Source organism: Sulfurospirillum sp. 1612 (genome assembly GCF_036556685.1).
Classification (GTDB): domain Bacteria; phylum Campylobacterota; class Campylobacteria; order Campylobacterales; family Sulfurospirillaceae; genus JAADIZ01.
Window position 1 is genome coordinate 1,942,194 of sequence record NZ_CP140614.1, and the last position, 13,600, is coordinate 1,955,793.

At 38.0% G+C, this 13,600-nt stretch carries 17 protein-coding genes; 6 read left to right on the top strand and 11 right to left on the bottom strand.

The window, feature by feature from the left end; translation table 11 throughout:
* Positions 1-9: 9 nt before the first annotated feature.
* From SFB89_RS09665 to gap, 6 genes are read right to left on the bottom strand one after another with little or no spacing between them, the layout of a single operon-like run.
* Complete coding sequence (locus SFB89_RS09665; protein ID WP_331774480.1) at positions 10-159, bottom strand: hypothetical protein; 150 nt, start codon at positions 157-159, stop codon at positions 10-12.
* The gene (locus tag SFB89_RS09670; protein ID WP_331774481.1) at positions 159-1,121 is read right to left on the bottom strand and encodes an ABC transporter permease; all 963 of its coding nucleotides are present in this window, start codon (positions 1,119-1,121) and stop codon (positions 159-161) included. Before SFB89_RS09670 ends, SFB89_RS09665 begins: the two co-directional genes overlap by 1 nt.
* Positions 1,122-1,127: 6 nt before the next feature.
* A complete protein-coding gene (gene fabI, locus SFB89_RS09675) occupies positions 1,128-1,952 on the bottom strand; it encodes an enoyl-ACP reductase FabI (RefSeq protein WP_331774482.1) in 825 nt (274 codons plus the stop codon).
* 1 nt (position 1,953) lies between these two features.
* Positions 1,954-2,658 (bottom strand): triose-phosphate isomerase, encoded by a 705-nt coding sequence (locus tag SFB89_RS09680; RefSeq protein ID WP_331774483.1) that lies wholly within the window; start codon positions 2,656-2,658, stop codon positions 1,954-1,956.
* Entirely contained in the window at positions 2,655-3,854 is a 1,200-nt protein-coding gene (locus SFB89_RS09685; RefSeq protein ID WP_331774484.1) for a phosphoglycerate kinase, read from the bottom strand. Before SFB89_RS09685 ends, SFB89_RS09680 begins: the two co-directional genes overlap by 4 nt.
* Before the next feature lie 9 nt (positions 3,855-3,863).
* Positions 3,864-4,859: a type I glyceraldehyde-3-phosphate dehydrogenase gene (gap, locus tag SFB89_RS09690; protein ID WP_331774485.1), complete on the bottom strand. Its 996-nt coding sequence runs from the start codon at positions 4,857-4,859 to the stop codon at positions 3,864-3,866.
* Positions 4,860-5,058: 199 nt separating this feature from the next.
* Between gap and SFB89_RS09695 the strand changes: the two genes are divergently transcribed.
* The 4 genes from SFB89_RS09695 to SFB89_RS09710 all read left to right on the top strand — a co-directional run bounded on the left by SFB89_RS09695 (position 5,059) and on the right by SFB89_RS09710 (position 8,029).
* Positions 5,059-5,910 carry a hypothetical protein gene (locus SFB89_RS09695; protein WP_331774486.1) on the top strand — a complete coding sequence of 284 codons (852 nt, stop codon included), beginning with the start codon at positions 5,059-5,061 and terminating at the stop codon, positions 5,908-5,910.
* Positions 5,911-6,005: 95 nt separating this feature from the next.
* Entirely contained in the window at positions 6,006-6,500 is a 495-nt protein-coding gene (locus SFB89_RS09700; RefSeq protein WP_331774487.1) for a type II toxin-antitoxin system antitoxin SocA domain-containing protein, read from the top strand.
* 190 nt (positions 6,501-6,690) lie between these two features.
* Positions 6,691-7,194 carry a flavodoxin gene (locus SFB89_RS09705; protein ID WP_331774488.1) on the top strand — a complete coding sequence of 168 codons (504 nt, stop codon included), beginning with the start codon at positions 6,691-6,693 and terminating at the stop codon, positions 7,192-7,194.
* A gap of 100 nt (positions 7,195-7,294) precedes the next feature.
* Positions 7,295-8,029 carry a phytanoyl-CoA dioxygenase family protein gene (locus tag SFB89_RS09710; RefSeq protein WP_331774489.1) on the top strand — a complete coding sequence of 245 codons (735 nt, stop codon included), beginning with the start codon at positions 7,295-7,297 and terminating at the stop codon, positions 8,027-8,029.
* A 40-nt stretch (positions 8,030-8,069) separates the two neighbouring features.
* On the opposite strand, the gene SFB89_RS09715 is transcribed toward SFB89_RS09710, so the two are convergent.
* A complete protein-coding gene (locus SFB89_RS09715) occupies positions 8,070-8,384 on the bottom strand; it encodes an antibiotic biosynthesis monooxygenase family protein (RefSeq protein ID WP_331774490.1) in 315 nt (104 codons plus the stop codon).
* 142 nt (positions 8,385-8,526) lie between these two features.
* Here SFB89_RS09715 and SFB89_RS09720 point away from each other — a divergent pair, with 142 nt between their 5' ends.
* Both SFB89_RS09720 and nadD read left to right on the top strand, forming a co-directional pair.
* Positions 8,527-8,976 carry a hypothetical protein gene (locus SFB89_RS09720; protein ID WP_331774491.1) on the top strand — a complete coding sequence of 150 codons (450 nt, stop codon included), beginning with the start codon at positions 8,527-8,529 and terminating at the stop codon, positions 8,974-8,976.
* Between the two features lie 63 nt (positions 8,977-9,039).
* Positions 9,040-9,915, top strand: coding sequence for a nicotinate (nicotinamide) nucleotide adenylyltransferase (nadD, locus tag SFB89_RS09725; RefSeq protein WP_331774492.1), 876 nt, complete (start codon positions 9,040-9,042; stop codon positions 9,913-9,915).
* A 12-nt stretch (positions 9,916-9,927) separates the two neighbouring features.
* Here nadD and argS read toward each other — a convergent pair whose 3' ends face one another.
* From argS to SFB89_RS09745, 4 genes are all read right to left on the bottom strand, one after another.
* On the bottom strand, positions 9,928-11,514 hold the full coding sequence (argS, locus tag SFB89_RS09730; RefSeq protein WP_331774493.1) for an arginine--tRNA ligase: 1,587 nt from the start codon (positions 11,512-11,514) through the stop codon (positions 9,928-9,930).
* Positions 11,515-11,525: 11 nt separating this feature from the next.
* Positions 11,526-11,753 (bottom strand): twin-arginine translocase TatA/TatE family subunit, encoded by a 228-nt coding sequence (locus SFB89_RS09735; RefSeq protein ID WP_331774494.1) that lies wholly within the window; start codon positions 11,751-11,753, stop codon positions 11,526-11,528.
* A 65-nt stretch (positions 11,754-11,818) separates the two neighbouring features.
* On the bottom strand, positions 11,819-12,463 hold the full coding sequence (gene gmk, locus SFB89_RS09740) for a guanylate kinase (protein WP_331774495.1): 645 nt from the start codon (positions 12,461-12,463) through the stop codon (positions 11,819-11,821).
* A 3-nt stretch (positions 12,464-12,466) separates the two neighbouring features.
* Entirely contained in the window at positions 12,467-13,558 is a 1,092-nt protein-coding gene (locus tag SFB89_RS09745) for a hypothetical protein (protein WP_331774496.1), read from the bottom strand.
* Positions 13,559-13,600: the final 42 nt, after the last annotated feature.

Here is a 13,600-nt window from a genome sequence, read left to right on the forward strand (position 1 = left end):
TTTTATGGGTTACTCTGTTTTTTGCTCGACGTAAGAGGCGCCATCATGAACTTTTTCTTTCGTCCAATTTGCTCCCGCTTTCGTATCCTCTTTGATACCGTTCCACGTCGCACAACCCGCAAAAATTAGCATCATTGTTATCATTAAAATATATTTCATCATGATCTCCTATTTGAAAATGGATTGATTTTTAAGAGCACTAAGTCGGCTATAATATTACCTAAAAGTGTCAAAAAAGCAGAAATAATCAAGATGCCCATAATCACCGGATAATCTCTGCTTAATGCACTTTGAAAAAACAACAATCCCATCCCGTTAATCGAAAAGATAGATTCTAAAATCACACTCCCGCCAATCAATCCAGGCAAAGAGAGTCCTAAAATTGTGACAACAGAAGGCGAAAGATTGGGGAGGATATAGCGCCAAAGAATCTGTTTTTGACTCAACCCTCGAGATTTCGCAAAAAAGATATAATCACTCTTTAGAATATTGATACTCAAACTGCGCACATACATGACCAAACTTCCCACACCACCAAACACCATCACAAAAATAGGTAAGCACAAATGCCAGGCCATATCTAAATAATAATCCATGCCTGATAACTTTACAGGAGAATGCAGTCCCGATATGGGGAAAATCTTGAAATGAACGGCTAAGAGAATCACCAACAACAAAGCCAAATAAAATGATGGCATGGCATAACTGGCTAAAGAGAAATTTTTCACCATAACATCGTAGCGACTGCTTTGTTTGAGTGCTGATTTGATACCCAAATACAAAGAGATTATAAAAACCAAAATCATACTGATGATGTTCATAATCAAGGTGATGGAAATGCGTGAGAGAATCTCATCTTTGACCAATTTCCCACTGGCAAAAGAGATACCAAAATCGAGGTGAATCAACGCATTAAGCCACGATATGAATTGCATACTCAGCGTCTTATCCAATCCATAAACATGCTTTAATTGTGCGATGGATTCGGGGGTGATATTGGGGTTTAGTTCCCCACTTGCAAAAAATGAGTTTGGTGCCAGATGAATGGCACCAAATGAGATAATCGATATAATAAAAAGCATTAGCACAATATAAGAAATCTGCTTGAGTGCTAATGTCATCATTATCTATTTATTTAAATCCCAAACTAAAGCAGTATGACCTTCATCATCCGTGTCATCCATACCCATACCCATGATATTGTAACCAGCATCCACATAATGAACTTCTCCGGTTACGCCACTAGCAAGATCGCTGAGCAAATACATACCGCTGTTGCCCACTTCATCAGTAGTCACATTTTTTCTAAGGGGCGCATTGAGCTCATTCCATTTTAAAATCATTCTAAAATCACCAATACCACTGGCAGCTAATGTTTTAATCGGTCCGGCACTGATAGCATTGACTCGGACATTTTTCTCCCGTGCACAATCCACAGCCAAGTATCTGACACTGGACTCAAGTGCTGCTTTTGCAACGCCCATAACATTGTAATGTGGGATATATTTTGGTCCGCCAAGATAGGTGAGCGTCAATACAGATCCACCCGCTTTCAAAACCGGCATAACCGCACGTGTCAAGGCCACCAAAGAATACACAGAGGTACCCATTGCAATATCAAAGGCATCTCGTGTCGTTTCTAAAAAGGGACGAGACAATGCTTCGCGAGGGGCAAAGGCAACAGAATGTACGATAAAATCGATCTCGCCAAAATCAGCACGTAGTGATTCACTCAAGGCATCCAAATGCGCATCATTATTGACATCAAGTTCATATACTTTGTCACTTCCAAGTTCACTCGCTATGGGTTCGACTCTTTTTTTGAGTTGTTCATTTAAAAATGTAAAAGCAAGTTCTGCTCCTTGTTCTTTACACGCTTTTGCAATACCATAAGCTATCGATTTATTGTTGGCAATTCCAACAATCAAACCTTTTTTCCCTTTCATCAACATATTAATCCTTTGTTAAATTATCAGCTATTTCTATCATTTGAGCAAAATTTTCTTGCTCCCAACTCGCAGTCCCCACCAAAACACCATCACAATGCTCTAAGCTCAAGATGGCTTCGGTATTATCCACTTTGACACTACCACCGTATAAAATCGGTGCTTTTATCTTGGTCTTTAGATTTTTAAGTACCGCATCAATTTCTTCAAGACTGGCCACCACACCGGTGCCAATCGCCCAAACCGGTTCATACGCAACAATCAATCCCTCATAATCAATATCGATACCCACACATTGTTCCCATAGGTACGACATCACCGCATCAATTCCTGCTTTTCTCACTTCGATGGGCTCACCAATACAATAGATGATTTCCATCTCTTTTTCTTTGGCAAAATCAAATTTCCCACACAAAGACTCTTGCGATTCTCCTAAGATATGGCGTCGTTCAGAATGTCCAATCAAAACAGAATCAATATCAAATTCTTCTAATTGTTCATACCCTATCTCTCCTGTAAATGAACCCCGATCAGCGGGATAAAAATTCTGGGCACCCAGTCGGATATTGGGTCTGAGCTCAAACGTATCTAATGCTGTAAAGGGAGGGAAAATTCTCACTTCGCAAAAAGAGTCTTGATTGTTGATAAAATCAACAAACCCCGCCGTACTCTCTCGGGTATGATTGGTCTTGAAATTTGATGCAATAATCACTCGATCTCCTTACTATAAAGGGGTTTAACGCCCGGTAATTCTTTGCCTTCTATCAATTCTAAACTCGCACCACCACCGGTTGATATGAATGTCATCTCATCGGTATCACCCGCACGTGCTACCACATCGGCCGTATCACCTCCACCGATGACTGTTGTCGCATGTGCTTCAGCGATGGTATGGGACATTTTGACACTACCTCTGGAGAATTTTTCAATTTCAAAAACCCCCATCGGGCCATTCCACAGAATCGTTTGGGCATCATTGAGTGCTTCTCTAAAAAGTCGTGAAGTCGCCGGTCCGACATCCAGCCCCATCCATCCTGGAGGAATCTCTTGTGTTGTGACAAACTTCAGCGTTGATTCTTGAGAACACGCTTGTGCTGCGACAACATCAACAGGAAGATAGAGTTTGACTCCCAATCGCTTGGCCTCAGCCAAAACATGGTGCGCCTCAGGGATAAGATCCTCTTCAAGCAGTGAATTTCCCACATCAATATCGAGTGCTTTTAAGAACGTAAAGGCCATCCCGCCACCGATAATCAATTTATCGATGCGTGGTAAAAGATTTCTGAGTGCTTGAAGTTTCCCACTGACCTTACTCCCACCAACAACCGCGACAAAAGGTCGTGCCGGTGCTTTGAGTAAATTTCTTGAAAATTCAATCTCTTTTTGAAGTAAAAAGCCAGCAGCACTGTGCTCTTCATCAAAAAAACCTGTGATAGCTTCCACAGAAGCATGCGCTCTGTGACACACACCAAAGGCATCATTGATATAATAATCTGCTAAATTTGCCAGTTTTTTGGCAAATACAATATCATTTTTCGTTTCACCTTTATCAAATCTAAGATTTTCCAAAAGCAATACTTCACCGCATTTTAAATTTTTTGCTTTTTCGACGGCATCAGGACCTACGACATCATTGGCCATTTCGATTTCAGGAACCAAGAGTCTTGATAATCTTTTTTTGACCGTCTTCATGGAGTATTTTTCGTTATAGACGCCACCGGGTCTTCTGAGGTGACTGGCTAAAATCACAGCACAATTATTATCTAAACAATATTTAATTGTAGGGATAGCTGAAATAATTCTTCTATCATCTGTGATATTTAAAAACTCATCCAAAGGAACATTAAAATCACATCGAATAAAAACTTTTTTGCCCTCTATATCCAAATCTCTTACGGATCTTACCATAGATTTTCCTTATTTACTTACGTGCAAAGCCATATCAATCAATCGTGATGAATAGCCCCATTCATTGTCGTACCACGACATCACTTTAACCATATTGCCACAGATAACCTGAGTCAAATCGGCGGCAACAAAAGAGCTATAGGTTGATGTCATAAAATCAGATGAGACGCGTTTCTCAACATCATATCCGAGGATTCCTTGGAGTTCATTTTCTGCTTTTTCTTTAAAGAGGGCATTAATCTCTTCAATACTGGTCTCTTTTTTCACAAGCACATTTAAATCGACCATAGAGACATTAGGGACGGGGACTCTCACGCTTTGACCGTGAAGTCTGCCTTGCAGTTGTGGCAATACTAAGCCAATCGCTTTGGCCGCACCGGTAGTGGTTGGGATAATATTAACAGCCGCAGCCCGTGCACGTCTTGGGTCTTTGTGCTTGACATCTACTAAACTTTGCCCATTGGTATAGGCATGTACGGTGGTCATCAAACCTTTGTCAATACCAAAGGCATCATCAATGATTTTTGCAACCGGTCCGAGACAGTTTGTCGTACAACTGGCGTTGGAGACAATCGCTTGATTTGCATAATTTTGTTCATTAACACCCATCACAAAAGTCGGTGTATCATCCTTCGCAGGGGCAGACATAACCACTCTTTTGATACCACTATCAATAAAAACTTGTGCTTTTTCTCTAGTCAAAAATGCGCCCGTACACTCTAAGACAACATCCACACCATAATCAGCAAAATTCAGCTCTTTGGGATCTCTTGTTGAGAACATTTTGACTTTTGATGAACCCATTTGCATATAATCATCTTCGAGTATTTCTACATCTCCAGCAAAGGTACTATGTACGCTATCATACTTGAGCAAGTGCTTGGTCATCTCCCTAGCAGCTGTATCATTAACACAAACCAACTCGACATCATCACGAGTATCGATAATCCTCGCAACACATCGTCCTATTCTTCCAAATCCGTTGATGGCAATTTTTAGTGACATCTCTATTCCTTTTGGTATAATCTGACTAATTTTAGCAAAAATGAGATATATAAAAGTTTAAGTGAGGCCGCTAACATTGTCTATTTGATGTGTTTCATATTGATATCATTTAGAATGACTCTCTCTTGTGAATTCTTGATTTTGACTTCAAAATAACAAACTTGTGATATAATCAATGAAAGCTCATAAAGGAGATGTGATGTTACAGAATATTTTTGCAAAAAAACATATCCTATGGATACAATTAATGTATGCCAGTGTCATGGCGAAAAGTGGAGAAAGTGTCAGGATGTTTGAGACCTTTGAGGCTGTCGAATTTCGACATCTAAAATGGTTGGCAGATATTATGCTCACAAAATACCGAGAGTTTGATTACCAAACCAATGCACAAGTTTTTGACTTTAATCGGGATATCCCCCCTATTGATCATGATTTTAATATTTTTGTAACACAAATCAAAACAGATTTGCAAACACTCAGCACTTCATATACAGATGATTTGAGTTATCATGAGCGCTTTGCTAGTGATGAAATTCACTTTGCACATCGCATCGAAAAATTGCAAGAGAGCAAAGGTTTTGAGGCCTTTGATTCCTTTTGCGCCACTACTGAAGATATCGCTAAAAAATACAATATTGATATCCAAGAAGCCACATTCGTACAAGAAGCCCTCGGTGATTTGGTGGATAAAGAGTATCAGAGTGTTTTGAGTTTCTTTTATCTCATCACGCATCTCGATAATAAAAAATTTGCCGAATCTCTCAGCGATTTGATGTATGAATCCATGTCTCATATGAAGTATTATGCTATTTTGATGTCTTCTCTGGGAATCTTACGGTTACCACGATGCGTCGATAAAAAAGAGTATATGATTAGTAATTTAGCTAATTTTCTGGATAAAAATATCCAAGATGAGATTGACGAAGTCGCATATATGGAACAAATCGCACACAAAACACAACTTGCCGAATTCAAAAATCTTCTCGAATTTATACAACGACAAGAAGAGCATCATATCATGATATTAAAAAGTATTAGAGAAAATATCTAAATCATATCGTGAAAATTTATAGATTTTTTTGAGATATTAGCAATATTTTAATCTTTTAATGCTACTATCTCATACTATAAAAAACAAGGAATGATATGCGTCTTGATATAACCAAAATAGCTCATGTAATCTTATATTTACTAGATGAAGAGGTTCAATATCTCAATGATAAAAAACTCTCAATACTACTTTTTTTGATGGATTACAACCACATGACACACTGTGGCGAAAAGATTTTTGGTGAGACTTATATCAAAGCCGCCCGACAACCCGAACCGGTAGTCTTGGCAGAATTATTTGATATTATTGCTAATGAAGAAGATTTGGACGAAGAAGACCCAAGACTCTTTTTAATACAAGAATTACTCAATTTTTTGGATATTGAATTGATAGCAAAACGCAATCACATCGCACTTGAATTTATCAAAATGGAAGAGAGTTTTGATGCCTCTTTATTCTCAAAAGAAGAACTCAAAACCATACAAAAAGTCACCACCAAGTATCATGATATCAGTCCTAGAAATATTGCCAATGAATGTTTCAAGATTGAAAAAGTCCGAGAGAGTGCGCTCACAGAAGTCATCATCTAATCTACATCTCATCTGATTAGTCCACATAGTGCCAAAAATCACTCCATTTTTTGCTGAGAAATGTTCCTAAAGTATGACGTACAACATGTTGATTGCTTGTTGGTCTCTTATTGCTAAATGATAATGATTATTATTTATATATTTTTAAGGCAAAACATTATATAAAGAAATAAAAAAGAAAGGATAACTCATGAAAACAGCAATATTTTATGGAAGCGACACCGGACATACAGAAGATATCGCCAAACGAATCGCTGAAAAATTAGGCAACTTAGAAATATTTGACATTGCTGAGACTCCCATCGAAAAAATGAAAGAGTACGATGCACTGATATTGGGAATCGCTACTTGGGGTGAAGGTGATTTGCCAAACGATTGGGATGATCATATTGATGCCTTTAACGCGATTGATTTCAGTGGCAAAACCGTCGCACTCTTTGGACTCGGTGACCAAGAGGGATACGGTGATACTTTTGTCGATGCGATGGGATTATTGTATGAAAAACTCACCGCCATGGGAGCAAAAATCATCGGAGAATTTGAAATCGACAGTGATTATGACTATGATGACTCCACAGCGATTATCGATGGAAAATTTGTCGGATTAGCACTAGATGAAGATAATCAAGAAGAGCTCACCGATGAGAGAATTGATCGTTGGGTCGCACAAATCAAAGGGACATTAAACCAATAAACCTAAAAAGGTATCATATCTCGCGTCATTTTCTTTTCTATCTATGGTTTTTTAACGCAATTCATAGTAAAATGACGCGAAATTATTGATAAGAGAGATGATGACATTAACACAAACTCAAATAGATACCTTTAACAAAGATGGATTTCTCGTCCTTAAACATTTTGCCGATGCCCAGTTGTGTGATGATATCTTGGCCAAAGCCAATGCTCACCTTGCTAACAAAACAGCACCCATAGAGAGTGAGCAAGAGTATCTACAACAAAAAGTTTCGCAAATAACACTGCGTCGCTTGCGTCAAGTCTATGCTAGAGAAGAAATTTTTAGAACTTGGATGAAAAATCAAAATATTCGAGACATTTTAAAAGGGCTGTTGAGGGATACCCCGGTCTTGGTACTGGCACATCACAACTCTATCATGACAAAAATGCCACAAATCAGTTCACGAACTTTTTGGCATCAAGATGCGAGGTATTGGCATTATGAAAATGATAATCTCGTCTCTGTCTGGTTGGCTTTAGGAGATGAATATTTGGAAAATGGACTCTTAGAATTTATTCCTGGTTCTCATCACATCCACTTTGAAAAAGAGCGTTTTGATGCACAGAGTAATTTTGTCGATGAACATCCTCAAAATCAAGCCTTGATTGCAACCAAAACACATACCAATCTCTCAAAAGGTGATGTGGTGCTTTTTCATTGCAAAACACTCCATCATGCCAACAAAAATACTACTGATAAGCCTAAGATATCATTTGTTTATACAGTTCGAGGGCAACAAAACAAACCCATCAAAAACACTCGTAGTGATTTTGATGAAGTCGTTTTACCATAAGATAGATGCCCTCGAACTGATTTTATATCATGAAGAAAATCTACTCTATGGTTTCGTAAACTTCCACTTCAGGGCGACCACTGAACCAATCTTTTGGTGGCATATTTTCATGAGATTTTGAAAAAGCTTCACTTCTTGTATAATCCAAGAAACTTTTCATATCTTTCCAAGTTGTCTCTATTGTAAAATTGTTTGCTTCTGAGACATGGGGCATGTGTTGGGGTGCCAACAGTCTCATTTCTATGAAACCGGGTTGTTCTTCTACTTGATGTTTTGTCACCGCATCTTTAAGATGGGCGGCATATTGCTCATTAAACTCAAGTTTAATTGGGAATTTGGTCAAAACTATTACCATTGTAATCCTTTGGTGAAATGTACTAGGTGCCATCATTTGCAACCTGTTGAAAAATTATAACGCAACACTGCAAATAAAATATAAATCAACATAAATTAAACATAATTGTCATAAAATCACACTATTATATATGAGGATTATCATGAACTGGATACTATACATTCACCTAATCGCCGCCATGGCATGGATTGGCGGCTCCATCTTTTTATTCGTTTTAGGCATCACATTAAGAGACAAAGAACAACAACATGCCATCTACCCCGTAATTGGGCCTATATTTGGATATTTTGAGATAGTCGCACTGATTATTTTGCTTCTCAGTGGTACGTGGTTGGCTTACGATAGTGGCTTGCTCAATGCTCTAGCGATTGGAGACCACAGTAAAATTGTCGATTTATTAAGAATCAAGTTGTGGTTTGTGTTACTCATCATCATCGCTTCCTTACTGCATTTTTATATCGCGCTGAAAACCAACACAAAAGCAAGAAGTTTATTAGAAAACCTTATCTCTAGAGGCTCCTCTTTACTCATCTTCTTTTTGAATTTAGTAGTGGTTTATTATGCAATCTTGATTCGAGGTATCATTCATTAGCCTCTCTTTATTAATAATTTGTACTTCCTGGGGTATAATGAGCAAAAAACAGGGGATGGGAATATGAAAATAGCGATTTTTGGTGGGAGTTTTGATCCGCCACATATCGGTCATGAGATGATTGTACACGAGGCATTACGCCATTTGGATATCGACACACTTTTTGTTATTCCTACCTATCTCAACCCGCTAAAATGTGATTTTGTAGCTCCAGCCACCAAGCGTATCACTTGGCTTACCCAGCTTTTTGAGACGCAACAAAAGGTGAAAATTTGTGACTATGAAGTCAAACAACAACGTCGTGTTTATACGATAGAAACGATTGAGTACTTACTCAAAACGTATGAAATCTCCAAAATATATCTCATCATCGGAGCCGATAACTACAAAATATTTGACCAATGGAGAGATCATGATAAGATACAATCCCATTGTGAGCTCGTCGTCGCATCACGAGATGATACGATTTATCCCAAGGACTTGAAAAAATTGAATATAAATGCTAAGATAAGCTCCTCCAAACTTCGGGCCCATATGGATGGGGCTTTTATACCAAAAATGATAAGAAATGAAGTTATAGAGTATTACACAAGGAACATAATGGAAAAAAGAATAGAAAGAATCGTCAGCATTTTAGATACCAACAAAGCAGAAAGTATTCAAACTTTTGATATGAGCAACAAAGACTATATCGTCGATGCTGTTGTCATCGCAACAACACTAGGAGAACGCCATGGGGCAGCCTTGCTTGAAACACTCAAAACGGAGTTAAAAGATAAAGGAGAAATCTTTTTAAATATCGATGAATCCAGTGATTGGGCGATTTTAGATATGGGAGATATTCTGGTTCACTTGATGAGCCCTGCTTATAGAGAAAAGTATAATATCGAAGAGTTCTTAACCAATCGAGAGTTAGAACTCAACCAAGAAGACCATTAAGATGTAGCCCTGCTACATCTTATCTTTGGCTTCAATTCCCATCAAGCGAAGGCCCACGCGAAGACTCAACGCTACCATAGCAAATATTTTTAGATATTTGTCTTCATTGATTTCACCGACCACGCGATTTTCATTGTAAAATTTATGCAAACTTGCCGCTAGACTCTTGAGATAATCACTCAAGCGTTGTACTTGTCTGCTTGTGAAAGCATCGTCTAAAACTTCAGGCAATAACAAGGCACTATAGAGTAAATTGGTCGCATCATCACTTAAATTTTCTAGTTTTACCGATAAAATGTCTTCGACCTTTTTACCACTTTTTTCAAAAATTTGATTGATTCTTGCATGCGCATAATTGATATAAAAGATAGGATTGGTGCTGTCTTGTTGTTTGAGCATATCGACATCAAACTCAAGGTGTGTATCGGCTTTTTTGCTCAAAAACACAAACCGCAAAGCATCTTTGCCAATTTCATCAACAACATCACTCATCAAAATAAAATTACCGCTTCGCTTACTCATCTTATAAGGCTCACCGCCTTTTAGTAAGGAGACCATCTGCGCTAAAATAATCTCTAACTTTGTCTCATCATATCCCAAGAAATTAATCGCTGCTTTGACCCGTGCAATATAGCCGTGGTGATCAGCGCCCCAGATATTGATATAGCGATCATATTGGCGTTGAAATTTGTTATCATGATAGATAATATCACCGGCAAGATACGTCGGTCTGCCATCATCTCGCACCACAACACGATCTTTTTCATCACCGTGTTCGCTGGATTTAATCCAAACCTTACCATCTTTTTCATACGTTTTATCATGATCACGTAACCGTTTAAAACTCGCATCCCATTTTGAATAGAGCGATTTTTCACTTACAAAATAGTCAAATGTAATACCCACTTGTGCTAGATTTTCACGAATTAAATCCAACATCATCTCTTTTCCCCAATCGGAAAGAATTTCGATATTTTTTTCATCTTTAAAGATGTCAGGACTAAAATCTTCACTGGCACGAACGGCAAGCTCTTGTATGTATTCTCCCCGATAAAATTCTTCTGGCCAGGTTGTCTCTAGTTTTAGAATCTGTTCACGACCGGAGAGGTAGATAGAAAGTCCGAGCAATCGTATCTGATTACCCGCATCATTGACATAATACTCACTATCAATCTTGTAACCGAGATGATTTCCGATTTTGCATAAGGCATCTCCTATGACGGCACCTCTAGCATGACCGATGTGAAGGGGGCCTGTAGGGTTGGCACTCACAAATTCCAATAGAATAGTCTCATGATGCTCATCTTTGGCAAATAATTCTTCATGAGCTATGGCCCATGAGGCATACTCATCCAAAAATGACTCACTCAATTTGAAGTTAATGTAACCCTTCACAGCCGTAACTTCGTGAAAGATACTACACTCTTCGAACTGATGGCACAACTCTTCGGCGATAAGAATCGGGGATTTTCTAAACTCTTTTGCAAGGGAAAATGCTACAGGTGTAGCATAATGTCCAAAAGAGAGGTCCTTTGGTTTCTCCAAAGAGAACTCTCTGTTTAACTTATCTTGAATACTGTTTATGATTTTTTTTTTCAAATTTCTAAGCCTTAAGCTTTTGTATGATCTTCTACATTAGTTTGTTCTGCAGTTTTTTCTGCAGTTTTTTTCTCTTCTTCAATTTTTGCTTCTTCTGCTTCTTCTTCTCTCATAGCTTTCTTGAAGTTTTTGATCCCTTTTCCCATACCTTGTGCAAGATCTGGTATCTTTTTAGCGCCAAATAGTAACACTACTATCGCTAAAACTACTAATAATTCAGGCATACTTGGCATACCCATGTTGACTCCTTTGTATTGTCTTCTGTTGCATAGGCATTAGAAGAGTATTTTAATTCTCGATGGAATTATATCGTATTAAAATTAAATGAAGAAACATTTGACTCATTTGTCCACGAACATATGAATTCTTCTTCATTTATTGAGGCCACTTTATATTGAGACGTGCGAGCGATACAAACCAAAGCTTCCAAAGTTTTTTGAAAATCTCCGTTAATCAGCACATAATCATACTCTTTGATTCGCGTCATCTCTGAAATGGCATTGTTTAATCTTCGCTCAATTGTTTCTTTGGTATCAGTACCTCGCTGAATCAATCGCTCCTTCAAAATCTCTTGATTTGGAGTCGTTAAAAAGACTGAGGTGATAATATTACCAAATTTCTCTTGGGCAATTTTATGTCCCTGAACATCAATATCAAAGATGACCAATTTACCATTTTTCAATTCTCGCAATATGGGTTTCAAACTGGTGCCGTAATAATTATTGTGAACATGCGCCCATTCAAGGAAGTTACCGTTTTCGATATCTTGTTTAAACTGTTCTTTCCCAATAAAAAAGTAATCTTTCCCCTCCACTTCGCCCGCGCGTTTTTCACGTGTCGTCGTTGAAATAGAGAAATAGGTATTATCGATGCGCTTCATCATCTCATGCATCAAAGAGCTTTTTCCTGAACCACTAGGTCCAGATATCACCAAAATACTACCCTTCATATACTATAACTCATCAATTGAAATCGAAATATTGACTTTGAAGTCTTTCAGCGCTGCTTTGAGCTCTTCTTTGCCCAAAACTTTTTTCACATCATCCATAATCGCTGTTTGAAGTGACGCTTGTGCTTGTTTTAAATCTTCTTCAAAGATGCCAGCCAAATCCTCTTCGCTCAAATCATCGATACTATTTTTCTCAGCGCTTTCTTCGGTATTAGGCAGTGATAATTCTGGCAATTCTTCTTCAAATTCAAGAGGTGATTCTGCATCAGTATTTTCGAAATCAAACATCGATTCAGATTCATCATCTTCTTCAAATTTTAGTGAGTCATCCTCATCTACATCCTCATCCATCTGAGCAATTTGAATGCCCTCATCCTCATCTTCTGTCTCTAATACTTCATCATTTTGAAAGGTTTCTTCATCTTCTAACAATTGTTTGACCTGATCCACATCGTCGCGATCTAAGATAGAAGGAGCAGGCGTGGTATCTTCTTGGTAATCTTGATTGATGGCTTCTATCGTTTCATCCTCTATTTTATAATTTTCTTCTACGTCTTGGGTATCTAAATCATCCTCTTCATAAGGGTGCAAATCATCGTCAAATTTCAACAATTCATTGGGAACTGAAGCAATGATATCTAAATCATCTAAATCCAATCCCTCCTTGGCATCTTCCATCTCTTTTGGTTCTGTCATTTCTGAATCATCAACATAAGCTTCCACAGGAAAATCATCAATGACATCTTCTTGCGCAGTCGTATCACCCGTCTCATCTTCTATTGTTTTGCCAATCTGTTTTAATAATTCAACAAAATCTGTCGGTAAAAAAGGCTTATAGAGCATATAATCTGCAAATTCCGGTTTTTCGATGCCACGTGAACCAATGTAGACCACTTTTCCTAAACTACCACTCTCTTTTAGTAACAAAAATGAACTCTCATCCACTGAATCACTGTCTGTTATGGTAATATCAAAAGATTTTTCCAAATCTACACTATCATCACTTATCTCGTCAATCTCATAACCCAGTTTCTCAGCACTGAGATTAATAAGCTTTGAGACAGCCGGATTGTTATTTATCAGAAGAAGGTGCACAATAACTCCTTTATAATTTGGTACCATTTTATTATAATCTTG

Coding starts and splice junctions, on each gene's coding strand:
- SFB89_RS09735 (WP_331774494.1), bottom strand. CDS start 11,753: ATGGGTATGCCAAGTATGCCTGAATTATTAGTAGTTTTAGCGATAGTA.
- SFB89_RS09705 (WP_331774488.1), top strand. CDS start 6,691: ATGAAAACAGCAATATTTTATGGAAGCGACACCGGACATACAGAAGAT.
- SFB89_RS09700 (WP_331774487.1), top strand. CDS start 6,006: ATGCGTCTTGATATAACCAAAATAGCTCATGTAATCTTATATTTACTA.
- nadD (WP_331774492.1), top strand. CDS start 9,040: ATGAAAATAGCGATTTTTGGTGGGAGTTTTGATCCGCCACATATCGGT.
- SFB89_RS09720 (WP_331774491.1), top strand. CDS start 8,527: ATGAACTGGATACTATACATTCACCTAATCGCCGCCATGGCATGGATT.
- SFB89_RS09665 (WP_331774480.1), bottom strand. CDS start 159: ATGAAATATATTTTAATGATAACAATGATGCTAATTTTTGCGGGTTGT.
- fabI (WP_331774482.1), bottom strand. CDS start 1,952: ATGTTGATGAAAGGGAAAAAAGGTTTGATTGTTGGAATTGCCAACAAT.
- SFB89_RS09715 (WP_331774490.1), bottom strand. CDS start 8,384: ATGGTAATAGTTTTGACCAAATTCCCAATTAAACTTGAGTTTAATGAG.
- gap (WP_331774485.1), bottom strand. CDS start 4,859: ATGTCACTAAAAATTGCCATCAACGGATTTGGAAGAATAGGACGATGT.
- SFB89_RS09710 (WP_331774489.1), top strand. CDS start 7,295: ATGACATTAACACAAACTCAAATAGATACCTTTAACAAAGATGGATTT.
- SFB89_RS09695 (WP_331774486.1), top strand. CDS start 5,059: ATGTTACAGAATATTTTTGCAAAAAAACATATCCTATGGATACAATTA.
- SFB89_RS09685 (WP_331774484.1), bottom strand. CDS start 3,854: ATGGTAAGATCCGTAAGAGATTTGGATATAGAGGGCAAAAAAGTTTTT.
- gmk (WP_331774495.1), bottom strand. CDS start 12,463: ATGAAGGGTAGTATTTTGGTGATATCTGGACCTAGTGGTTCAGGAAAA.
- SFB89_RS09670 (WP_331774481.1), bottom strand. CDS start 1,121: ATGACATTAGCACTCAAGCAGATTTCTTATATTGTGCTAATGCTTTTT.